Below are 23392 nucleotides of genomic sequence, written 5' to 3' on the forward strand. Positions count from 1 at the left end.
TATTTTTTGAGCTTAAGCGACAACTGCACTTTTTGTTGACAGTTATGAGGATATTGTTTTGTGTGTGATAGATGATAGCATATAAACCTGGAACCGCCATCTATCTAGATATAGATTCTAGTATATGGCGGTTTTGTATTGAAAACTCTTCAATTAAACAGGAATTACCCACAGGCCTGGCAGCATCCGGGTTTTTCAACCGATATTCCTCGCCCTCCACCCCTTATTTTGATCGAACCGGGTTTTCATCCATAACTATTCAAACATTATCAGCTCGGAGTCGCCTCAAATTCCTCCGATCGCAACAGTTATTTACTGTTTCCCCGCCGCAGGTGGGGTTTAATTTTCAATGGCTGCACTATAATTAACGTGCGATAACTAATTTATATATAGGTAAACTGTCAGCGCAGAGGGTGCAGCAATCTACTTAAATTCGCCACCAATAAGAACCACTTATGCGGTGTGGATCGCCTTTAAGCCCATGCCCCTGTTACCTCAGGGAAATTAACTAACCTGAATATTAGGGTAGCTGGTAAGCTTTCCGGCGACAGTCGGCTATGCTTGATTCGGCGCTCTCGCAATAATTTAATGGAGGACGACAAGATGCCTCCAAGTTTGGCTATTTCGGGGATAGTGATGAAAAATGACTCTTTGGATCTGGTCAAAAGCCTCAGCCCTAGTGCAATGGATCAGATCATGCTATATCTGGCGTTTAGCGCCATGAGAACCAGTGGGCACAGGCACGGGGCGTTTCTAGACGCGGCCGCAACGGCGGCTAAGTGTGCTATTTACATGACCTATATTGAGGAGAAAAACAACCTGCGGATGACCGGACACTTGCATCACATTGAGCCTAAACGGGTGAAGGTGATTGTGGAGGAAGTCCAGGAAGCTCTGACTCAAGGAAAATTGCTGAAAATGTTGGGTTCCCAAGAACCTCGATATTTGATTCAGTTTCCTTACGTCTGGCTGGAACAGTATGGTTGGTTGCCGGGACGCCCTCGCATTCCGGGAAACAGCTTGACTGCGGATGAAAAAAAATATCTCGAAGGCAAAATTCCTCCGAATCCCCCTGACGCTCAACTGATCAATTCTTTTCAGTTTATGGAGTTGATCGAGTTTCTGCACAGGCGATCGCAAGAAGATATGCCTCCAGAAAGGCGAATGCCTTTGAGCGAAGCTTTAGCAGAACACATCAAGCGGCGCTTGATCTATTCGGGAACAGTTACTCGCATTGATGCTCCTTGGGGAATGCCGTTTTATGCCCTCAGCCGCGCTACTTACTCTCCGGCAGAGCAGGAAGAGCGGACATTTACTATGGTGGAGGATACAGCTAGATATTTCCGGCTGATGAAGGATTGGGCGGAAAAACAACCGAAGGTGATGCGAGTTATGGAGACTTTGGATATTCCGCCGGAACGCCTCGACCAAGCGCTTGAGGAATTAGATGAGATTATTCGCAATTGGGCCGATCGCTATCACAAGCAGGGCGAACCGACGATGATTGTACAAATGGTTTTTGGGCCGCAAGACGACGCTTAGTTCGATTAGTTATTAATCATTAGTCATGAGTTGATTGCTGGAGACTAATGATTAATAACTAATAACTAATAGCCCTGAAGGACGAAACCGGGTTTTTTTCAAAAAATACTGCGTTAATGCCTTGAATTATCGTAAAAAAGTCGGTTTCTTGGGTCGCGAATGCGTCCAGGATTAACTAAGCTAAAAAAGCTCTCCAGGTCGCCGCTAAAACGATCGCTGCGATCGCTCCTATGAGTGTATTAAAAAAATTTACTACCTCGTTCGTTAGCCACTCAAACTTTGATTGCACCGTCGCTCCAATCACGCTCTCGATGTTCGTGGCAATAAAAGCTGCAACAACACAAAAAACAATTCCTGTCAAGTCAATTAAACCGACTGCCCAACTCAACAGCGCAATCAGAATTGAGCCGACAATACCCGCAATTGTTCCTTCCAAACTTACGGCCCCTTCCGTACCCCTAGGTACAGGCTGCAAGCTGGTAATCAAAAAAGTCCGCTTCCCGTAAGCTTTGCCGATTTCGCTGGCGCAGGTATCGGAAAGTTTGGTGCAAAAACTCGCCGCGTAACCCAGCAATAACAGGGAAATAGCATCTTGCGGCACAGGCATCTTGCCTGTCTCTCCTAAAATAGATAATGCCAAAACTCCCACAGCACAAAGAGTAGCGGTTAAAGCAGAACCCCAGACATTTTCCGGGCCTCGGGCGCCTGAACGCTTTTCAGCTATGCCTTCTGCTTCTTTTTGGGCTTTGCCGATGCTGGTAACTCCCGATCCGACAAGAAAGTAAAACATCACCACAGCATAGCCTTGCCATCCCAAACAGCCCCAGATGAGGACGCCCAATACCCAGCCGTGAAATTGGCCAGCGGGAGTGAGCAATTTTTTAGGAGCAATGGTGCCGATCGCGAGTAAAACTGTATTTAGGGCGATCGCCACCAACCAAGGATTAGACCAAGATAAATAATTAAAGAACAATTCTGAATTCTGCATTTAGTACCTCCATGAGCCAAGTCTTATTTCATCTTGCCTTCCCCGTGACCGATATTGCGCAAACAAAAGCCTTCTATGTAGACGGGCTCGGCTGCGAACTAGGTCGCGAATCGCCGAATTCTGCGATTATGGGTTTGTGCGGCCATCAAATTGTCGCCCACGTCAGCCACGAACCTTTGACGCCTCAGCGAGGCATTTATCCCCGGCATTTTGGGTTAATTTTTACTTCCGAAGCTGACTGGGAAGGGTTGCTAGAAAAAGCCCAGCAAAACCACTTAAATTTCTATCAAGAACCGAGACGGCGATTTGTCGGTTTGCCTACAGAGCACCGTACTTTCTTCTTAGAAGACCCTTTCCACAATATACTGGAGTTCAAGTATTACTGTGAAGCTGAAGCAATTTTTGGCCGCAGCGAATACGCTGAAGTTGGCGACGCTATTTAGTAGTAGACCTCTCCAATAATTATGGAACAGGCATATTGCTTGTTCAAGACTGTCTTTTATGGAGATGTCTAGTAGTCTCTTAGGGTGCGCAAGTCGATTTGAGGTTTGAGATTTTAGATTGAAGAATTGACTCCACTGATGAATCGGGGAGGTTGAACTTTGGTTTAAAAGTTTTAGTCATAATTCGGGTGCGTCAGAATAGAGTTATTTTTTCTGTAAGTGAGAAATTCTCTGCTGACGCACCCTACAAGTTAATCATCAGACAATATTGCAAAAGTCGCAAACTATCTTAAAATACCTCTGTATTTCATCTTCGTTGATGTGCGATTTCCCTATCAATTAAAGATTTATGCAATAAGTTTATTGATTTTTAAATGGTTGTGACAGCGCTTCAGCGACCGCTTTTAAACTGCTGGAATGCCTCGCCATCATGGCATGGGCGAAAACAGACAATTTTACTTCTTTGGCAGCAGATATTTGGGAACTAGAAGCCGGTACGATGATGAAATCCCAATCTGTCCAAATCGAAGTAAAATTAAGCTTTTCCAACAAGGCAGCATCTCGATTTAAATCTTCCAGAAAAGCACTGCCCGGACGCATTTGAACGCAGCCTTTTCCCCAGAGAGTGTAAGCCATCCAAGTACCGCTGTGAGGAGAAGATATGGCAATAAAGCGCTGCACTCGGTTAATGCCGCCTAACCTTTGCAGGTAGTAGCGAGTTACTAAACCGCCCATACTCAATCCTACTATATCTAGATGCTGTTCGGGCGCAAAGGTTTTGTCTATATAATCTGCTATTTGTTGGGCTAATTCGTCTATGCTGGCGTTGCCCCAATGGGGCGAGAGATTGAGGGTGTAGACAGACCATCCCAGTTGGGTGAGGTAGGCAGACATTTTGTGAAAAATTCCCGATTTTCTGAAGATTCCGTGAATTAGCAAGACTGGATTGCGGCTGAAATAGCTATTCATTTTTAAGTGGAATTTTATTTTCAATAGGTGCTTTTAGTTCTTCAACTAATGCGTTAATACTTAGGGGTTCTGTCACCATTTGGCGGTGCAGCAAAACGTTGATTTTAACTTCTTTACCTACTGGCATTTGGGAGCTGTTTGAGGGTACAATCATTATGTCAAATGGCGTCCACATTGATGTAAAGTTTATGCGTTTGAGCATTGTCACATCTTGATTTAAATCGCGCAGCAAGCCACTATCGGGGCGCATATCCAGGTATCCTGGTAGGCGTAGGGAATAGGCTGTGAGGGTGCCGTGGTGAGGGGAAGATAGGGTGATGAAACGCTGTACGCGGTTGATTCCTCCGAGTCGCTGGACGTAGTAGCGGCTGACGATGCCCCCCATGCTGTAGCCTACTATGTCTAAAGATTGTTCTGGATCGAAGTTTTCAGAGATGTAGTCTGCGAGTTGCTTGGCCAGTAAGTCGAGGCCGAGGCTGCCGTCGTTGGGGGTGAGGTTGAGGCTGTGGACTGACCATCCGAGTTGGGTGAGGCGGGCGGACATTTGGCTGAAAATCATCTTTGTGTCCCAGATGCCGTGTATGAGGATGACGGGATTGCGATCGAGCGAACTGTTCATTTTGGGGGAAAATTGCTTGCTGATTACAGCATAAATCACTCCCCTAGGGAGTTTTACCCCTACTAGGACAGCTAGCGAATCGGATCGAGGTACGATCGGCAATTAGTGGGAATCGCTAACAAATTCTGAGATACTTGTAAATAAGTGCAAAGCTGTGCTGGTATTTATACCTAAAATTTGCTTGGATGAGGTAGCTTAAATAAAGCAAAATGTAAATTTTGATTAATAAATGTAGACAAAAGTTGCCTTACCTCGTAATCTAACTTTGTTGACAAGCTTGTACAAATTTCTCTAAAAGAACAAAAGGAGTAAGTCTAATGTTTGGTTTTATCAAAAATTTCTTCGGCGGTATTTTCGGCTTTTTCGGCAGACTGTTGGGCTTGAAAAAGTCTGAATATTTCCTAGATTTGGGCGAGTCCGGAGCGAAGGAACCAGCAAAAGTTGAGCCTGCGAAGGTTGAAACTGCTGTTGCCAAGAAGGCTGAGACTGCTGCGATCGCACCGGCAAAAGTTGAGCCTGTTAAGTCTGAGAAGTCTGAGAAGTCTGAAAAGTCTGAGAAGTCTGAACCAGCTAAAAAGGCTAAGGTAGAGAAAAAGTCTAAGAAAGAAAAAGAAAAGGAACCAGCCGCTAGCGTTCCTGCTAATACTCCAGAACCCGCGAAGATACCTGCTGCGGCAGCAAATAACGGGAAAGTACCGAGTCAAGCTGAACCGATTCGGACTTTTGCTCCTAATAATTTAATGCCGACATCAAATGCAAGTCGTCGGAGCCCTGGTCCCAGCATGAACAATTTTCGGGAAATGGCCCGTCAGGTGAAAACGAAGTAGGAAATTGGGAATTGATAATAGGGAATTGGGCATTGGATAATTCCCAATGCGGGCGTTAAAAATTTTAAAAATGGTATTACTCATTTTTAATTTTAACTCTTGGTTCTATTCCCTATTTTCTTGGTTTCTGAGGAAGGCTAATCCGCTGTATAGCTGAAAAGCTGAGTCCCAAGGAGTTTCGGATTTGCGATCGACTTCTATATGAGATTCGATCTTGCTCAACATATTAGTGTAATCGAGAACTGTCTCGGCAAAGGGCGTAAATTCTGACCAAACTGTAACGTCAAGCTGGCGATCGAATATTTCCAGTAAGTGATTCCAGTTAATTCTGGTGGTACTTTGAGGAATCTGTTGAGAGTTTCTGACTCTGGATGTTTTGTTTTTCGGGTTCGGTGAAGTGGGGAGATCGGCAGAAGCTTTGGTGAAGTCAACTCCTTGTTGAAATTCGTAACTTTGGTCGCAAATTCGCAGAATGCAGTTTCTGCTTGGAATGTGCAAGTCACAGATTTGAGCGTAATCTTGCCTGATTTCTCTGTGGCGAAATTGCTCGGTTCTTCGGTTGGGTGAGTAGTCCATGATTTCGATGAACATCGGCAACAAGCCTTCTACTCTTTGGGTAACTTCTGACCAGTTAAATTCGATCGCACCGAGTCGATCGAGTTGATCTTTGCAAACAACGGCTGGGGAAGAGAGAGACTTGAAGTGTTGCACTCGGAAGATTTGGATTTTTTGAATATCGGTTAGGGTGGCCCAAAATACGGGAATGCCGGCGTTGAGGAGTTCTTGACCGTAAATTCGGAGTTCGGCAATGGGGCCTGTTTTGTAGAGTCTCCAGCCGCGGCTTTGAATTTGCATCCGGGTTGTGTAGGCGTCGATTTTAAAGATTCTGCTGATATTTTGAATGGCTGCGGGTTTGTTTTCGGGACTAACTGGTTCGAGGATGAGGAGTCCCGGTTCGAGGTTGCTGGGGTCATTTTTGGCGGTTTCTATGGCTTGTTGGCGGACGTTTTGTTGTGCGATTTCAATCCGTTGAATGCCTTGGCGGGTCTGGGAGACGATTTTGGGGTTGGTGATGTCGCGGAGTATTTGTTTGTAGGTTGTTTGGGCTTTTTCGAGGTTGTTGGTGAGTTCGTAGTAACGGCCGATGTAGTATTGCACCCACGGATTTTCGGGGGATTCTTTTTGCAGTTGTTTGATAAGTTGGGCGGCTTGTTTGTACTCTTTGCCATCTAGGGCGGCGGCTATTTGGTTGATGTCTGTCATGGCGGTTGCGGGAATGGCGTTGTTTCTATCTTGGCTGATGTTTGGTTGGTTCCGCTACTGGTTAACAATTTTGGCTCTTGTGTTAACTTATAGATATGATATGAAACTATGACAATCATTGAAAAAATACGTGTCAAAGTTGTAAAAAATGATTTTGAGCTTTCACAACACGCAGTAAACCAAAGTATTGTTCGCCGTATCAGGGTACAAGAGCTCCGGGAAGCAATAATGGCTGGTGAAGTTATCGAAGAGTATCCGAATGACAAATATGGCCCAAGCTGTTTGATTTTCGGGTTCACCACGACCAATAGACCTTTGCACGTTCATTGCAGTTATCCATCTCGTCTTTTGGTAAAAATCATTACTTTATACGAACCTGATCCGAAAATTTGGATTGATTTTAAGTTAAGGATAAATCAAAATGAACAATGATATTTGGCAAGAAACAATGGTGGAACAAAAAGTAAGTTATACCCTTGAAATCAATGGTAAGTTTATTATTATTGAAAATGTTCCTGCTAGAGTGTGTTTGGAAACAGGAGAGCGATTTTTTTCGCCTGAAACTGTGGAACAGTTGCAGAAGATGATTTGGGAAGAGAGAAAGCCGACTAGGGTGATTGAAACACCTGTTTTTGAATTTGCTTAGGGGTTGGTTAAAGTTCAGTTAAAGCTGATTGGAATTAATGCTTAAGCTGTAGGAACCTTTGCTTGTGCGATCGCCTCCTTTAACAACTATTTTATAAGTGCCGTTACTAGGCAATTTTACGGTGAGTAGAGACTCTCGGCCATTCTGGGAATTGCTTGTTTTTTCGGCAATAATTTTGCCGCTGGTGTCCAACAGTGTTATGTTGTGGTCGAATGCTCTGCTTTTGAGGTCGATCGTAATAGATTGACCTGCCCGTCCTTGAAATGTGTGTTGGCGGGATTCGCCTTCTTTTAAGATTTCTCGGCGCTGTAGGATGGAAAGGGATGTGAGTTTTGGTCGATCGACATTGCTCAAATTTAAGCCGTAATTTGTCACGGTGGCCCCGGGGCCATTTCCTTCTCTGACAGCGATGATAAAGGCTGTTTTGTTGTTGGGATCTCGGAGTATTTTGTCAATAAATTGGGATTGTATTTCTTTGGCTGTTAGAGGTTTAGGTTGGTTGAAGTTGGGTTTTGAGGTACAGAAAAGCACGGCTCCGTCTTGATAGCGGGCGGCGTAGAACAAATAGTTTTGACCGTTAGTTGTAAATTCGTTTCGGCTAAAGATAGTGAATCTTTCAAGTTGCGATAATTGCTGGTTGCGCTGGCAATTTTTATCGATGTAGATTTCGTTGGCTGATGGCTGTCGCTGGGCGAAAACTGCTGGGACGGTGGTGGTTACAATTGCTGAGATGATCGTGAGGGTGAGGGTGAAGGGCGATCGGCTTTTCATAAATACTTGTTTCTATTTATTATTGTCAGGTGTTGTACGGTCTACTTCATATTTTATCTCTGTTTTATTAAATACTGTTCTAGTTCCACAGTGCGCTGTTTAGTCATGCGATCCAAACATTCATTGAGGAAACCTCCATAACCCGTACCGCCACGACTTTTATAAACTTCAAATTCACAGGTTTTATCTCTTAACTTAATCCATCCTAATTGTGCTTCGGAAAGTAGCGATCGCTCTTCGCTGCTCAATTGGGACATCAGTTGTTTGTAAACTTCGTTCAGTCGTTGATCCGAGGCTTCATACCTCAACCGAATACAAGTTCTGACTTGCACATCTCCTTGAGGGCGATCGCAATTAATCTGTTGAGCAATGGGAAAGCTAGGAGATTGTGCAGAAACTGATGTTGTACCGAAAATTGCCAAAAGCGCGTGAAGCGAAGCTATCCCGTAGGGAATCGACCAAAAGAGCGATCGACCTTTCTTCAACTCTATTTTCATTGGCTCTCAACCTAATTATTTTATAAATTTTTGGTAATTTTGCGATCGAGACTTACGCATTAAAACCAAAGAAACCGGATTTTTTGTTGAGAAGACGCGTTACAGCCCGCACCCAAGGGAAAAAACCCGGTTTCTGGCCACCCGCGTCCAAGACTATGATATTAGCACTTCTCAAAAGCTGCGCCCACCAATGATAAAGCCACAATCGGTGCTGTCACCGCTCTTAAAATTCTACTACCCAAAGAAACAGCTTCAAAACCAAATTCGATCGCCCTTTCCACCTCACCATCAGTCCATCCACCCTCCGGCCCAACAGCAATCACAATCGCTAATTCCTCTTGTTCTTGCTCCCCCCTTATTAAGGGAGGCTGGGGGGGATCGAAACCAGTCGCTCCATCTTGCTCCCCCCTTAACAAGGGGGTCTGGGGGGGTTCTAAATTACCCAACAAACAATCCCACAAATGCCGATTGTCCCCGCGAGCAACACAGATAAATCGATTTTTTTGACCGCAATCTTTGACAGCAATATCAAACGAAACAGGCTCTAAAATCGTCGGCACAAATTGACGTTCCGACTGTTCCGCCGCCTCCCCAGCAATCCTTCTCCACCGATCGACCTTCTGAGCACTTGGTTTGAGCAAAGTTCGATCGCTCGTCACCGGAACAATACTTGCCACACCCAACTCCGTCGCCTGTCTCACAACCTCGTCAAAGCCGTTTCCCTTGGGCAATGCCGCCATCAAAGTTACTTCCACGGGAAGCTCCCTGTTCACAGAAATCTCCTCTGCTATCGAGGCAAATAACCCGGTTTCCCGCACTTCTAGGACGGCACACCACCAATGTCCCCGGCCGTCCATCGCAATAAATCGATCGCCCTCACTCAAACGCAGCACTCGGTTTAAATAATGCTGCTGTTCTCTAGTTAAGTCGATTTTGCGATCGCAAATTTGAGTGGCACTAACTGCTAATCTTTGTAATTGAGCCATTGAATTTTGGATTGCTCTTTCCTTAATATATTTTTTTATTTAACCGCAGAGAACGCAGAGGAAGAGAAAAAGAGAAGATATAGGCCAGCGGAGTTTCAACCGCTCAAAAATAATAAAGGCAGAGCATCTACAACCGGAATTATCTTACAAATTCAAGTTTTTTTCTGCAAATGCTCTGCCTTTATATTACTTTTGCCAGAAGTCTATTGAATACAATCGAAAATCACAAATTGAAAATCAGCTTATGCTTCCTCCTTGATCTTTTTTAAATAAGTAGAAATCGCTTCTGTAGCTAGCTGTGTAATCGGCTTGCCCTGACGGGCAGCTTCTTCCTTGAGCTCGTTGTAGATTTCATCGCGGACGCTAATTCGACGGCGGACTTTGCCACCGCTAGCAGTGGCAGTCTCGTTTCCGTCATCGTTACTAGACGTAACATCTAAATCATTAATCTCAGTTGTCATCGAGTCAGTAGATTGGTAGTTGGTTACAAATTGACGGATAGATTCTAACCCGACGCGATCGCAAAAATTGCCAAAACTCTCGCTCAGTTGCCGTTTTTGCTTGAAATAAACAAAAACCGGCTCCAGAAAAGCTTCAAAATCCTTTACGTGCAGCTTTTCCTCAATTGGTTTTGCCAGCCGCGTTTGCTCGGGAGAACCGCCCAGCCAAATCTGGTAGGATTCCGGCGAACTCCCGACAAACCCCAATTCTGCCATATAAGGGCGGGCGCATCCATTTGGGCAACCAGTCATCCGCACCACCAAATGCTCGTCTTCCAAGCCCACTTTGGTCAAAAGTGCGCGAATCCGCTCTAAAATGCTGGGAATCACGCGCTCAGACTCGGTAATCGCCAGCCCGCAAGTTGGCATTGCCGGACACGCCATTGCATAGCGCACTAAGGGGTCGATCGCAGTTTCCGACTGAATGCCGCATCGATGGAGTATTCCCTGAATTTCCTGTTTGATATCCGGCGAAATATCGTAAATCAGCACGTTTTGGTGCGGCGTTGCCAGTATCGGCAAGTTGTACTTCTGCACAATTTCCCGCAAAGCAGTTTTTAGCTGAAATGAACCTTCATCCTTGATCCGGCCATTATCAACAGAAATGCCGACAAACAGCTTGCCGTCTCCTTGTTCGTGCCAGCCCAAGAAATCAAAATACTTCCACTCAGGCAGCGGTTTAAAGGCTTCTAGGGGTTTGCCAAAATATTCTGCTACTTTTTCGCGGAACCACTGTACACCTTTGTCGTTAATCAGGTACTTCAGCCGCGCGTGCCGTCTGTCTGTGCGATCGCCGTAATCTCTTTGCGTTGCTACAATTGCCTTGACCAAATCGTAAACATCATCCTTGGCAACATAGCAAATCTCGTCAGCAACCCGCGCAAAAGTCTCTTCTTTGTTGTGAGTGCGGCCCAAACCGCCGCCAGCAAACACGTCAAAACCTTGCAACTCGCCAGCTTCATTGGTAATTACCACCAAGCTCAAATCCTGAGAGTACAAGTCAATTGAATTGTCTCCCGGCACGGTAACGGAACACTTGAACTTGCGCGGCATATAATGGCTGCCGTAAATCGGTTCTTCTTTGTCGTCGCTAAAAATTGTGCCGTTGCCGTTTTTCTGTCTCGCCGCCTTCACTGCGGGGTCTTCCTCGGCCGAAACAGCTTTTTCGCCGTCCAGCCAAATTTCGTAATAAGCACCGGTTTGCGGCGTCAGCAAATCGGCGACATTGTTGGCGTATTCCAGCGCATACTTGTATTCTGGGCTATTTTTGTACGGTGCTGGCGGTGCCATGACGTTGCGGTTCAAGTCGCCGCAAGCTCCCAAGGTTGACCCCATATTTTTAATAATTGAGGAAAACACTGCTTTAAGATTTTTTTTCAACACCCCGTGAAGTTGGAAACCTTGGCGCGTTGTAACGCGGATGGTGTGGTTGCCGTATTCTTCAGATAGCTTGTCTAAGGCTAGATATAATTGCGGTGGAGTGAACCCGCCGGGATTGCGGGTGCGGAGCATGAACTGATAGTCTTTTTCTTGTCCTTTAACTCGATTGTCGCGGTTGTCTTGCTGGTATGAGCCGTGAAATTTGAGAATCTGAATCCCGTCTTCGGTGAAGTGGGTAGTTTCTTGTAACAGTTCAGTCGCAACGGGTTCTCGTAAATAGTTGCTGCGTTCTTTGAGACCTTCTGATTTAGAGGGTTTGCGCGCAACAGGGGTTGAAGTGGAAGATGTGATCATGGGAATGTATAGTGCCAGTTATAATTAGATACAGCCGATCGAATATTTCTTGACAGTGTGACACTTGACAAATTTGCACTTGACAAATCTCCTCAGAAATGCTGTGTCGGATCTGTTGACAACTCGGTTAACAACTAAGTTAATAACGGTAATCCGCTAGGAATTCTGATGGTGCTTAATTGTAACACGATCGAGCGGGGGCTGAAAAATTGTAATTAAGAGTTTATACTTTCGCTCGCTTAAGTTTACGAAACTTTAGAAATAATTAACCTCAACCTTTGAAACTATGTCACTGTATGACGAAGACACCTTTGTGGTCTTAGAAACAAACCAGTCAGAGCAGTTTTTGACTGCGGCGGAACTGTTAGAAAAGCTGAAAGCCGTGTTAACCGAGAAACACGAAGATTTGCCGCAGGACGTGGATAAAATATCTGGCGTGGAAGCTCAAGCCAAGTATTTAATTGATACTTATTGTGAATTAGATGTCGGGCCTGGAAAATTTTTGCAGTGGTACGCTGTGCGCTTGGAAAAGTAATTTTGGGAATGCGGAACTGCGAATTGAGCACTTATACTGAGCGTAGTCGAAGTATCGGGCATCCGAAATTCGGAATTGGTAACAGTTAGCAGTTAACCGTCAACAGTCAACAATTCTTCAATTTTGCAATTCTTTAATCCCAAATCCAAAATTTAAAATCTAAAATCCAAAATCGGTTAATCTTCTAACTGTTGAACCGATGATACTTCAACTGCGGTAACATCGATCGTACCGGGCGGTGTCAAGCGACTAAAATGACCTTCCTCTATTTTCAGAGGTTCGCCACAGTTGGCACACTGAAACTGAGTTTGATTTAAAGCTGTAAATTCGTATTGACAAACGGGACACTTGTCTTCTATTAAATTGCGTTTCAACCACCACTGAAGCGCGAAAAATGCGACTACAGGTGTCAGCAACAAAAAAGCTACTACAATCAACAATGATTTAACTACCCAACCCAAACCAATAGACACCAACAAACACGCGATGCCCAGCAGTATCAGCCAATTGCTAATACGGGGTAGCTTTAAAGATATTTTGGGGGTACCTTGGTTCACGGTTGTCTCCTTTGGTGTCTTTGCACGTAGGCATAACTCTATCCTACTCAGAAAATCACGCACTTGTTCGAGTTAATCTTCCCATCATACACGGAGAAACCGCTCTCTACGTTATAAGTTAATCTCAGTGAGAGGGTGGCAAAATTCCTTGTAATGATAGACAAAGGGATTCAAAACTAAATTTTGCGAGGGTTTGTTCCCTCAACCAGTGGCGATCGCACCTTTTATCCTCCCCTCGCAGCATTTCCACGCAAGCAACCGCTACTGCTGCCGAATCTCGGTGGGGAACTCTCCATCCCAGTTTACCATCTTGCAGCGGATCGGCAGACCCGTCCGCGTCTCCCGCGAGTACGGGTACTCCGCAAGCCAGCGCTTCCAAATAAACTATACCGAAGCCTTCCTGGGAGGGCATTACATAAGCATCGGCCAACTGGTAATGGGCTGCTAAATTTTCTGTAGGTACAAAACCCGCAAATATTACTCTTTCGGTAACTCCCAAATCATCGGCGAGTTTGGCTAATCTAGATCGATCGTCTCCTCTGCCAATAACTAAGTATTTCACATTCGGAAAAGTTTTGGCTATTTGCGGCAAAGCTTGAATTGTGACATCGATGCCTTTGTAAATATCTGTCGATCGCAATCTAGCTACAGTCATCAATATTTTAGCACCAACCAAATTGTACTGCTCTAATAAATCCTGTGGCTTCGGCCCAGTCGTAAATATATTTTCATGTACAGTACAAGGCACTATTTGGAATTTTTCGGGATTTAAGTTGTTAATTTCGCAAGTGCGATCGCGCGTGTACCTGCTAATAGTCCAAATACTCTCAGCTTGTCTCATTGCTGTTTGGTATTTGGGCGGAAGCGGTTCCCACACTTCCTTGCCGTAAGTTAAAATCGTGTAGGGAATTCCCAGCGGCTGGCATAAAGTTTGAATTAGCGGTGCGAGTTTGATGTGACCGCAAAAAACCCGTTCCGGTCGTTTTTGCAGCAAGCGAGTTAGTAATACTGTAGCAAACTTAAGACGGCCAAACCCGGCATTCTCGGTTTTGAGGTAATAAAATTTCAGATTTTTTGACTCGTAAGCATTGTTGCAGTCTGGGGAATCTCGCAACAGCAAAACTTCAGCTTGCGGCGGCGAGTTTGTCCTTGCAGTTATTGACAAGTAAGCTTTGAAAATGTCTTTAACGTAGGATTGAATGCCGCCTTCGCTGGCAAATATTTCTAGGAAACAGAATAGGTAATTTGTCGATCGCATCTCAGATTTAGGCATTGACAGCGCAGACAATTATTGCTGTAGAGTAACTTGGCAAAAAAGGGCGATCGCCATTATCCAGAGCTTTTAAACCATGTCAAAATGACTGTAGTTGCAAGTTTTACAGCCAAATATTGGACTTATCTACTCTCACGGTTGGTTTTGAGCGACGATATGCTTTTTAACTAGCTGCATGGGTGAGCGCGAAGCTTTGCTTTCAGTTTACTATGATCTACCGTTATTGACTGTAAACTTAATGATTTTTTACAATATCCTACCCCAAGCAAAATTTAAGATTTATTGAGTTGGTGCAGCGCGTGCGACCAGAGTGTGGATTAGCAGACCGATGCCGATCGAGGCGATCGGATTTTTAGTTTTTGGTGAAAGTATGGTCTATCTAAAGATAGATATAGAGCCAGTATGTAACTGTTATCATCAGCAACATAGAGAGTTAAATTAAATATGACTCTGCCAGGTTTAAAAAACAATTTCTGAAAAATTTTGTCGAAAATATTCTCCTAAAATTTTCTCACGCATTGCCAAAAAATTAATGCTCATAAAGCATTAATAAAATTAAGATAGTTATTTTTTTGAGATCGAGGAGAGAGATTGAATATTCATATCTTTTCGGTTTACAAAAGTAGTGTGGCGAGCCGAGCAAGAAAGTTTTACGAGCAGAAAATAAACAAGGTTTTGTACAATCATGTACGAGGAAAAGCCTGTCACCTAAAACATTAGGTATTCGAGCTTAAACCTGACAAAAGCTAATCTTAGGTTGGCAACGCCATATGTACGAGTGACTCTCTCCAAACGAGAATTCATTGGAGTTTGAGGTGAAACGAGTAACGATCGCACTCAGTCTTTTTAGTGTACTCAGCAGCACTCTGGCAAGTTGCACCGCAGCTTCCCAGAACGCTCAAAACAGTATACAACCAAGCAGCTCCGAACTTTCATCAGTTGCTGTAGCAGTCCGCGACCTCGGCAATCCATTCTTCGTACAAGTTGGCAAGGGCGCTGAGGCCGAAGCCAAGAAAATCGGCGGTGCAAACGTGAGGACAACTCTCGTTTCCAGCGGCGACGATTTAAATCAGCAATTTAATCAAATCGAAAACTTTATTGCCTCTAAAGTCAGCATGATTGTACTCAATGCTGCGGACACAAAAGGCATTGCACCCGCTGTCGAAAAAGCGAAGCAAGCCGGAATTCCAATAATTGCAGTTGATACCGGCGCCGAGGGAGGCGTTGATGCCACAGTTACTTCAAATAACGTGCAAGCTGGCGAAGTAAGCTGTCAATATATAGCCGATCGCTTGCAAGGAAAAGGCAGCGTTGTGATTATCAACGGGCCTCCCGTCGCTTCAGTAGTCGAGCGAGTTCAGGGTTGCCAGAGTGTCTTCTCCAAATATCCCGATCTCAAGGTTCTTTCCAAAGATCAGAACGCTGAAGGCAGCCGCGATGGCGGGTTAAGAGTGATGAGCGATTTGCTTACTTCCTTCCCAAAAATTGATGCTGTTTTTGCAATTAATGACCCCTGTGCCATTGGTGCAGAATTAGCAGCCAAACAGGCACAAAGGAGCGAGTTCTTTATTGTTGGAGTCGATGGTGCACCTGAAGCTTTAGATGCGCTCAAGCAGAACAACAGTTTATTTGTGGCTACAGCAGCTCAAGATCCATTTCGCATGGCAGCCAAGGCCGTTGAAGTCGGGAACAACATTCTCAAAGGAAACAAGCCAGCCAATCCAAACATTCTGATTCCAGTCGCGCTGATTACTCGCGAAAACGTCAATCAACATAAAGGCTGGACAAGTGAATAAACCAGGAATCGCTGGAAACCGAGTTGTTTGGGAAATTACTTATTTTTAGTAGTCATTCGGCTATTGCTAGGGGTAAGGTGCCCAAGAGGCACTCTACAAAGATATCTGCCATTAATTCCACAAATTGATGCAGCAAACCTCGACTTGTAAGTCGCATAAAATTACGGTACTTGCGATGGTAAATAGCACTCAAGATGCAATTAAAACTAAGCCCGTCCTCGAAATGCAAGGTATAAAAAAAACCTTTCACGGTTTTACAGCCTTGCACGATGTAAATATCACCGTTTACCCGGGTGAAGTCCACGCCCTCATGGGGGAAAACGGTGCGGGCAAAAGTACGCTGATGAAAATTCTGGCGGGAGCCTACATAGCCGATGCAGGCGAAATCAGAATTGACGGTCAAGCTGTTAAGATGACAGACCCCGCTCAAGCCAGAGATTTAGGGATAGCAATTATTTATCAAGAACTCAATCTCGCCCCCAATCTGACAGTTGCTGAAAACATTTTTATGGGCAGCGAGATCAAGAAAGGAGGTACATTTCTAGACCAAGATGAAATGCGGCGTAGGGCCGCTGAGGTCTTGAAAAACCTCGATGCAAATTTTGAGGCTGGAGACCTGGTTTCGACACTTTCAATTGCCGAACAGCAGCAAGTGGAAATAGCTAGGGCGCTCAAACACAATAGCCGAATTTTAGTGATGGACGAGCCGACGGCCGCGCTTTCAGACCGCGAAACAGATAAGCTTTTTGAAGTGGTTCGCCGCTTGCGGAATGAGGGCATTGCTATTATTTATATCAGCCACAGAATGGCAGAAATTTATGCCCTTGCCGATCGCGTGAGCGTCATCCGAGATGGGGGGTATATTGGCTCTCTTGAAAAGCACGAAATTTCGGCCGAACGCCTGGTGGAAATGATGGTGGGTCGTTCTTTACAGGATTTGTACGAAAACAAGCATGAAATAACACCGGGTGCAGTAGTTCTTGAGGTAACAAATTTAAGCGACGGCAACAAAGTAAAGCCTGCCAGTTTTAAACTTCATGCGGGCGAAATTTTGGGTTTAGCGGGTTTAGTTGGCGCCGGCAGAACAGAACTTGCCCGCCTAATTTTTGGTGCAGATCGGAAGGTAAGCGGTGAAATAAAACTGGAAGGTCGTCATCTCAATGTCTCGACACCCGATGAAGGAATGGCCGCCGGAATTGCTTACGTGCCAGAAGATCGTAAGGCTCTCGGACTATTTTTAGAGGCTAGTTCGGGTGAGAATATCACCATGAATGTCCTCGACCGAGAAGCAAAAGCTGGCATTATTAACCAAAATTTTCTCTTGAGAATTGTCAATGATGCTATTAATAATTTGCAGATTCGCCTTGCAAGTCCGAGCATCAGGGCAATGGATCTTTCTGGGGGGAATCAGCAGAAGTTGCTGCTAGCGCGTTGGTTGGCTATCAACCCAAAGGTACTTTTACTAGATGAACCGACGCGGGGTGTGGATATTGGCGCAAAAAGCGAAATTTATCGAATTATTAGCGATTTGGCAGCCAAGGGCGTAGGTATTTTAATGATTTCCAGCGAACTGCCGGAAATTGTGGGAATGAGCGATCGCGTCTTAGTGATGCGAGCAGGAAGCCTCGTCGGTGAAGTAGGCGGATCGACTGGGGAAGCAATTACGCAAGAGAACATTATGGCTTATGCCACCGGGGCAACAGAGGTAAAAAAATCATGAGTCAAACAGAAGTAAAAAGCACCAGAAATCAATCAAGCGATCGGCAGAAAATAAGTAAAGCTCAAGCTTGGAGAAATTTTATCCAAGTTGCCGGTATCCTGCCGATTTTGGTGGCCATATGTGTAATTTTTTCCCTGGTAACGCCCAACTTTCTTTCCTTAGGAAATTTGATCAATGTCATTCGGCAAGCATCGATCAATATTGTCCTAGCTACCGGCATGACTTTTGTGATTTTGACGGGCGGGATTGACCTTTCTGTTGGGTCAATTTTGGGCGTGACGGCAGTTGTCGGCGTGCTGGTTTCCTTAGTTCCAGGTCTGGGTTGGTTTGCCGTACCGGCTGCGTTAATAGCCGGAGTATTTTTGGGATTAATTAACGGCTCGCTAATTGCCTATTTAGGTTTGCCTCCGTTCATCGTAACCCTGGGTTCTTACACAGCTTTGCGGGGTGTTGCTTATTTAGTAGCTAACGGCACTACCGTTATCAATAGAAATCTGAATTTTGCTTGGGTAGGTAACAATTATGTCGGTCCAATTCCCTGGTTGGTTATTATCGCTTTTCTCGCAGTTTTAGCGAGTTGGTTTGTTTTGCGGCGGACTGTTCTCGGAAGGCATATTTACGCCGTGGGAGGCAACATTCGGGCAGCACGATTGACAGGTATTAAGGTGAGTCGCGTGCTGTTATTTGTCTATGGCGTGAGTGGGTTGCTTTCTGGTTTAGGTGGAATTATGAGCGCGTCGCGCCTCTACAGTGCGACGGGGATGTTAGGGCAAGGCTACGAATTAGATGCGATCGCTGCTGTAATTTTGGGAGGAACCAGTTTCACAGGTGGAATTGGCACTATTTGGGGTACTTTGCTGGGGGCTTTAATTATTGCCCTGCTCAACAATGGACTAACTCTCATGAACGTGTCTTTCTTCTGGCAGTTAGTTGTGAAAGGTCTGGTGATAATTATCGCAGTGACAATTGACAAACTTCGCACCGGTTCAAGCGCAGCGTAATATTGCTAATTCGGTCGATCGGTTCCTTATCCGGAGCTTTGTCCTATGCACATCCAGCATTTTCCTCACCTGATTACTGCTTTTATCCTGGGAACACCGGGTGTATTTCTGCTAACATCATCCCCAAGTTTTGCTGCACCAATTGATAGATTAGTTGCTCCTGAACCGTTAAATACCTTGGCAGAAGACCCCTTCGCGCAGGTGAATTCTGTCTCTCAACTCTCGGATGTAAAACCCACTGACTGGGCGTTTCAGGCGCTGCAATCTCTAGTAGAACGCTACGGCTGCATTGCCGGTTATCCTGACGGAACTTACAGAGGAAACCGGGCGCTGACGCGGTACGAATTTGCCGCAGGATTGAATAGCTGTCTCGATCGAGTCAGCGAACTAATTGCCACAGGAACAACCAACCAGATTACTGGGGAAGATTTAGCGATCGTCCAAAAACTGCAAGCAGAATTTGCCACTGAATTATCGGTGTTGCGTGGTCGAGTCGATGCTCTCGATGCACGCACAGCCGAACTAGAAGCGAATCAGTTCTCGACTACGACGAAACTGAATGCGGAAATTATCGTGGTGGTAACAGATACCTCGGGTAACAGTGTTGGGGATTCGCGCGATCGCACCAACACTATTGTTGCCAACCGGGGGCGATTAAATTTTGAAACCAGTTTCACCGGTCGCGATATGCTGAGAACCCGTTTGGAATTCGGCAACTTGGGCAGGATTGCCGACAATACGGGTACAAATATGACGGCATTGAACTTTGATGGCAATGTCGATAACACAATCACCGTCCCTCACATATTGTATGTCACCCCGCTGACCTCTAATCTCTCGCTGACCGTGGGCCCGACAGGTGTTGGGTATTCCGATATTACCGATTTGCTGACTCCTCCCACGATCGCTAGCGATAGTGAGGGAATTCCCTCGAAGTTCGGACAATACAGCCCCCTCTACCGCCGGGGAGGTGGCGGTGCTGCTGTCAACTGGACGATCGTCAAAAACCTCACGCTGACTGTGGGCTATTTAGCCGGCAATCCCAATCTCTCGCAGCAAAGTAACGGTTTATTCAACGGTTCCTACAATGCTCTGGTTCAGCTTGCCTACCGGGGCGATCGCGGAGCAATTGGCGTAGCCTATTCTCGTACCTTTGCACCAAGCGGTAAAGCCGACCTCACAGGCGGTACGGGCAGTTTTCTGGCTGCGCGACCGTTTGGGGACAATATTGCTACATCCAGCGATTCTGTAGCCGTACAAGGATTTTACCGCCTTGCTCCCCGGTTGCAAGTTCACGGTTGGGGCGTTTATACTCGCGCCAATGCAGAAAATTCCGGTGTTAGCAGCGTTTCGGATGGTAGAGGTGGCGTGGTTTTGCTAAATGTTGACGGTAACGATCGCGCCGATATTGTGTATGCAGCGATCGGGATAAGTTTCCCAGATGTTGGAGGTCAAGGCAACCTACCGGGGATTTTGGTGGGTTTGCCAGGTCGCGTGACGAGCAGTAATGTGCGCCGCGAGCGAGATACTTCCTATCACATTGAAGCGTTCTATCGCTTTCAGGTCAACGACAACATTTCCATCACCCCTGGTGTTTGGGCCGTTGTTAATCCTGAGAATGACAGCCGCAACGACACTCAATGGGTTTGGTTGCTCCGCACCGGCTTTAACTTTTAACCGGAAAGATATTTTACTAACCTAGTCCTGGACGCAAAAACCCAGTTTCTTGACGTAATTGCCTCATTTGAGACGATAATCACAAGAAACCGGGTTTTTTAGACTGATAGTGCATCCAGGGCTTCAATTCCATGCCACACAACAAAAAACCCCTACCATTGCTGGCTGGGGTAGAAAATTATCAGGGTGCATCTACTAATGTGCTTACTATAGCATCTATTGTGGGGTGTCACCCCTGATTGGTGACACCCTGGAAGAATTTTTAATTAAAATAAATTATAGTTGAGGTTATAAAACATTGATAAAACTTGTATGTCCGAGCGGATTGTCCCTCTTAACCTAAGATAGGACAGACGCAGGAATCCTCAGAAACCTTGTTAATTCATAGATTTATGCTTGCCAAAGCCAAGATTTTCCAAGAAACCGGGTTTATGAGCGCAAGTCCGATAAAATTTAAAATTTAGAATAAATCTGTGCTAGACCTCAAATTAATCCGAGAAAACCCGCAAGCCGTGCAAGACAGCCTCAACCTGCGCGGAGGCAACTATGAAATCGAGCCGATTTTGCAATTAGACAAACAGCAGCGGGAGTTGGAAGGCAAGCGATCGCAACTGCAAGCCCGCAGCAACGAAATTGCCAAACTCATCGGTCAAAAAAGAAAATCGGGTTTACCCCTCGAATCTCCCGAAATTCAAACTTTGCAAGCAGAAGGCAACGCAGTCGGCACGCAGTCGAACGAACTGCAAGCAGAAGAAAAAGACCTAAAAGCTCAAATAGAAGCTCTATTGCTACCGCTGCCAAACTTGCCGAGCCCGTCAACGCCGATCGGCAAAAATGAAGAGGAAAACATCGAAATCCGGCGCTGGGGAGACGAATACATTCCCCAAAATTCCGGTATTTTACCGCACTGGGAAATCGGCGAAAAATTAGGAATTATCAACTTTGAACGGGCAGTAAAAATCGCTCAGCCCCGCTTTGTGTGCTTAATTGGAGCTGGTGCAGCCTTGGAAAGAGCGATAATTCAATTTATGCTCGACCGCCACACAAAAGCAGGTTATGTAGAAGTTATCCCCCCATTTTTAGTTAACACTGAATCCCTGACTGCTACGGGTCAATTACCCAAATTTGCCGAAGAAAGTTTCAAGTGCGACCAAGATGATTTGTGGTTAATTCCTACTTCCGAAGTTCCGGTTGTCAATTTGTACAGAGGTGAAATTTTGACAGCAGAACAGTTGCCAATTTATCACTGTTCTTACACTCCTTGCTTTCGCCGCGAAGCTGGCAGTTACGGCAAAGATACGAGGGGATTAATTCGATTGCATCAATTTAATAAAGTAGAATTGGTAAAACTCGTGCATCCGAGTACCTCCGAGGCAGAGCACGAAAAGTTAGTGCAGGATGCTGAGGGAGTTTTGCAGGCGCTGAAATTGCCTTACCGGGCGATCGAACTGTGTACGGGCGACTTAGGTTTCGCGGCAGCAAAAACCTACGATCTAGAGGTGTGGCTGCCATCTGCGGGCAAATACCGCGAGATTTCCAGTTGTTCCAACGTCGCAGATTTTCAGGCGCGGCGGGCAAATATTCGCTTTAAAGAAGCGAGTAAAAAAGGCACTCAATTCGTTCACGCGCTCAACGGTTCCGGTTTAGCTATAGGCCGCACAATGGCGGCAATTTTGGAGAATTACCAGCAGCCAGACGGAACTGTAAAAGTGCCGGAAGCCTTACAACCCTATTTGGGACGGGAAGTTTTATAAGTCACTAGGCCATTGAAATCGCCGAGTAATATTAATTCCGGTTGCATCGGAATTAATATTACCCGAAATCAGGACACGGCAGTGCCGTGTCCCTACAATTTATCACCGTAGGGATACGGCACTGCCGTATCCTCTATATCATTCCGGCGCAGCCGGAATTGATACTATATTACAAATTCCTTAGAGCTTCCTTGATATCGAGCGCTAAAAATCTATCCAATGCGAGATACATCCAGTAAACAGATAACTGACTGTCACTGCTAGTCTTGTGAAATCCCAAAGCCAGAGCCTGTTTTTCGTACATGGGGTGAATCATCAGCGTGTACAAGTCGCAAAGATTCGGAAAATCTGTTTGCATTTCGACTAAAAATTTTTGTGTGTCTTCGAGGAAAGCAATTCGGTATTCTGACAAATACTGCGGATCGATCATCCAACTGCGGACAAATACAGACTGGCAATTTGGATCTCCTGGTAGCGCCATATTGAAAGGATCGATCTCGGAAATTGAACTTAAATGAAGGCTTTTGCTAGCAGCGTTAAAAAAATTTACTTCGGATTCGCTAGCGGTGGGATAAAGTAAGTAAAACCCGACTGGATTGAGATTATCGGATCGGCGCAAAACTCGCATTCCCTTTGAGTATTGACTGGCCAAAACTCGCAGGATTTTAGCAATTTTGTGGGGAACGGCGTTTGTGTTGCGGTTCATCCAGTTGTAATTGGTGGCTAATAAATGTGCAACGGGAATCGGGTCGCACCGGGGGTCAAAATTATCTAATTCCAGTTGTACAGGCTTTTGAGGTTCGGAAATATTTAAAATTTCTGGAACGGGTTTAATTTCTATTTCTGTAGTGTTACCGTCAAAGTGTTTTTTAATTAACCCCAGGGCTGCTAATTTATCTAACATCATTCCCGCCGCGCGATCGCTACCGCGATCGGAATCGCAGTAAAATAGTTCTGCGGCTTCCCGGTGAGTGCACTGCACTTCTGTTGCGGGCAATTCCAGTTTTGCCAGCGGCGGTTTGAGGCGGGGCTGATTTTCCTGAAGCTGTTTAACCAATAAGTAAATCCACAGCCTGATAAAGCATTCAGCCCTAGTGCGAGTTACGCCGACTCGTTTCATCAACAGCGAGACAGCCGTGCGTCGTTGAGATTGAGAATACCAAACATTTATTTCTTCCAAATCCATTGTAGTTGCCAAGCAGTGAAGGAACTCTACTTACATATTGGCTCACTTTCTGAAAAAACTTCACCATGCTTCAGGTGACTTGTGATTGCTGTTGCTCGATTTCTGTGA

General features: G+C 45.4%; 22 protein-coding genes. 11 read left to right on the forward strand and 11 right to left on the reverse strand.

What is annotated here, in order from left to right; genetic code table 11:
• Window positions 1–636: 636 nt before the first annotated feature.
• Window positions 637–1542 carry a heterocyst differentiation master regulator HetR gene (hetR, locus tag E5S67_RS00530; RefSeq protein ID WP_172184509.1) on the forward strand — a complete coding sequence of 302 codons (906 nt, stop codon included), beginning with the start codon at window positions 637–639 and terminating at the stop codon, window positions 1540–1542.
• Window positions 1543–1717: 175 nt separating this feature from the next.
• On the opposite strand, the gene E5S67_RS00535 is transcribed toward hetR, so the two are convergent.
• A complete protein-coding gene (locus E5S67_RS00535) occupies window positions 1718–2530 on the reverse strand; it encodes a TIGR00297 family protein (RefSeq protein ID WP_172184423.1) in 813 nt (270 codons plus the stop codon).
• Window positions 2531–2541: 11 nt separating this feature from the next.
• On the opposite strand from E5S67_RS00535, the gene E5S67_RS00540 reads away from it, so the two are divergent.
• The gene (locus E5S67_RS00540) at window positions 2542–2973 is read left to right on the forward strand and encodes a VOC family protein (RefSeq protein WP_172184425.1); all 432 of its coding nucleotides are present in this window, start codon (window positions 2542–2544) and stop codon (window positions 2971–2973) included.
• A gap of 360 nt (window positions 2974–3333) precedes the next feature.
• On the opposite strand, the gene E5S67_RS00545 is transcribed toward E5S67_RS00540, so the two are convergent.
• Entirely contained in the window at window positions 3334–3942 is a 609-nt protein-coding gene (locus tag E5S67_RS00545) for an esterase/lipase family protein (RefSeq protein WP_172184427.1), read from the reverse strand.
• Window positions 3935–4561, reverse strand: a complete 627-nt coding sequence (locus E5S67_RS00550; RefSeq protein WP_172184429.1) for an esterase/lipase family protein — start codon at window positions 4559–4561, stop codon at window positions 3935–3937. The genes E5S67_RS00545 and E5S67_RS00550 overlap by 8 nt, the downstream gene beginning before the upstream one ends.
• A 317-nt stretch (window positions 4562–4878) precedes the next feature.
• Between E5S67_RS00550 and E5S67_RS00555 the strand changes: the two genes are divergently transcribed.
• Window positions 4879–5388 carry a hypothetical protein gene (locus tag E5S67_RS00555; protein WP_172184431.1) on the forward strand — a complete coding sequence of 170 codons (510 nt, stop codon included), beginning with the start codon at window positions 4879–4881 and terminating at the stop codon, window positions 5386–5388.
• A 105-nt stretch (window positions 5389–5493) separates the two neighbouring features.
• Here the strand turns inward: E5S67_RS00555 and E5S67_RS00560 are convergent, their stop codons facing one another.
• A complete protein-coding gene (locus E5S67_RS00560; protein WP_172184433.1) occupies window positions 5494–6651 on the reverse strand; it encodes a tetratricopeptide repeat protein in 1158 nt (385 codons plus the stop codon).
• 108 nt (window positions 6652–6759) lie between these two features.
• Between E5S67_RS00560 and E5S67_RS00565 the strand changes: the two genes are divergently transcribed.
• Together E5S67_RS00565 and E5S67_RS00570 are read left to right on the forward strand one after the other, a co-directional pair.
• A complete protein-coding gene (locus E5S67_RS00565; protein ID WP_172184435.1) occupies window positions 6760–7083 on the forward strand; it encodes a DUF4258 domain-containing protein in 324 nt (107 codons plus the stop codon).
• Window positions 7073–7297, forward strand: coding sequence for a YgiT-type zinc finger protein (locus E5S67_RS00570; RefSeq protein WP_172184437.1), 225 nt, complete (start codon window positions 7073–7075; stop codon window positions 7295–7297). The genes E5S67_RS00565 and E5S67_RS00570 overlap by 11 nt, the downstream gene beginning before the upstream one ends.
• Before the next feature lie 18 nt (window positions 7298–7315).
• Here E5S67_RS00570 and E5S67_RS00575 read toward each other — a convergent pair whose 3' ends face one another.
• The 4 genes from E5S67_RS00575 to sir all read right to left on the reverse strand — a co-directional run bounded on the left by E5S67_RS00575 (window position 7316) and on the right by sir (window position 11785).
• Complete coding sequence (locus E5S67_RS00575) at window positions 7316–8068, reverse strand: PPC domain-containing protein (protein ID WP_172184439.1); 753 nt, start codon at window positions 8066–8068, stop codon at window positions 7316–7318.
• Window positions 8069–8121: 53 nt separating this feature from the next.
• Window positions 8122–8565, reverse strand: coding sequence for a lysozyme inhibitor LprI family protein (locus E5S67_RS00580; protein ID WP_172184441.1), 444 nt, complete (start codon window positions 8563–8565; stop codon window positions 8122–8124).
• A gap of 161 nt (window positions 8566–8726) precedes the next feature.
• Window positions 8727–9551, reverse strand: coding sequence for an RsmE family RNA methyltransferase (locus tag E5S67_RS00585; RefSeq protein WP_172184443.1), 825 nt, complete (start codon window positions 9549–9551; stop codon window positions 8727–8729).
• A 242-nt stretch (window positions 9552–9793) separates the two neighbouring features.
• Window positions 9794–11785: a sulfite reductase, ferredoxin dependent gene (gene sir / locus E5S67_RS00590; protein ID WP_172184445.1), complete on the reverse strand. Its 1992-nt coding sequence runs from the start codon at window positions 11783–11785 to the stop codon at window positions 9794–9796.
• Between the two features lie 286 nt (window positions 11786–12071).
• On the opposite strand from sir, the gene E5S67_RS00595 reads away from it, so the two are divergent.
• Window positions 12072–12320 (forward strand): CRR7 family NDH-1 assembly protein, encoded by a 249-nt coding sequence (locus E5S67_RS00595; protein WP_172184447.1) that lies wholly within the window; start codon window positions 12072–12074, stop codon window positions 12318–12320.
• Window positions 12321–12496: 176 nt separating this feature from the next.
• Here E5S67_RS00595 and E5S67_RS00600 read toward each other — a convergent pair whose 3' ends face one another.
• Window positions 12497–12877 (reverse strand): hypothetical protein, encoded by a 381-nt coding sequence (locus E5S67_RS00600; protein WP_015174131.1) that lies wholly within the window; start codon window positions 12875–12877, stop codon window positions 12497–12499.
• A gap of 124 nt (window positions 12878–13001) precedes the next feature.
• Entirely contained in the window at window positions 13002–14150 is a 1149-nt protein-coding gene (locus E5S67_RS00605; protein ID WP_172184449.1) for a glycosyltransferase family 4 protein, read from the reverse strand.
• Window positions 14151–14965: 815 nt separating this feature from the next.
• On the opposite strand from E5S67_RS00605, the gene E5S67_RS00610 reads away from it, so the two are divergent.
• The 5 genes from E5S67_RS00610 to serS all read left to right on the forward strand — a co-directional run bounded on the left by E5S67_RS00610 (window position 14966) and on the right by serS (window position 22098).
• Window positions 14966–15946, forward strand: a complete 981-nt coding sequence (locus tag E5S67_RS00610; RefSeq protein WP_172184451.1) for a substrate-binding domain-containing protein — start codon at window positions 14966–14968, stop codon at window positions 15944–15946.
• 175 nt (window positions 15947–16121) lie between these two features.
• On the forward strand, window positions 16122–17666 hold the full coding sequence (locus E5S67_RS00615; protein ID WP_172184453.1) for a sugar ABC transporter ATP-binding protein: 1545 nt from the start codon (window positions 16122–16124) through the stop codon (window positions 17664–17666).
• Window positions 17663–18667 carry an ABC transporter permease subunit gene (locus tag E5S67_RS00620; protein WP_172184455.1) on the forward strand — a complete coding sequence of 335 codons (1005 nt, stop codon included), beginning with the start codon at window positions 17663–17665 and terminating at the stop codon, window positions 18665–18667. Before E5S67_RS00615 ends, E5S67_RS00620 begins: the two co-directional genes overlap by 4 nt.
• A gap of 45 nt (window positions 18668–18712) precedes the next feature.
• The gene (locus tag E5S67_RS00625; protein ID WP_172184457.1) at window positions 18713–20344 is read left to right on the forward strand and encodes an iron uptake porin; all 1632 of its coding nucleotides are present in this window, start codon (window positions 18713–18715) and stop codon (window positions 20342–20344) included.
• A 473-nt stretch (window positions 20345–20817) separates the two neighbouring features.
• On the forward strand, window positions 20818–22098 hold the full coding sequence (gene serS, locus E5S67_RS00630) for a serine--tRNA ligase (RefSeq protein ID WP_172184459.1): 1281 nt from the start codon (window positions 20818–20820) through the stop codon (window positions 22096–22098).
• A 169-nt stretch (window positions 22099–22267) separates the two neighbouring features.
• Here the strand turns inward: serS and E5S67_RS00635 are convergent, their stop codons facing one another.
• Window positions 22268–23284: a hypothetical protein gene (locus tag E5S67_RS00635; RefSeq protein WP_172184461.1), complete on the reverse strand. Its 1017-nt coding sequence runs from the start codon at window positions 23282–23284 to the stop codon at window positions 22268–22270.
• Window positions 23285–23392 lie beyond the last annotated feature (108 nt).

The organism is Microcoleus asticus IPMA8, from assembly GCF_013179805.1.
Lineage (GTDB): Bacteria > Cyanobacteriota > Cyanobacteriia > Cyanobacteriales > Microcoleaceae > Microcoleus > Microcoleus asticus.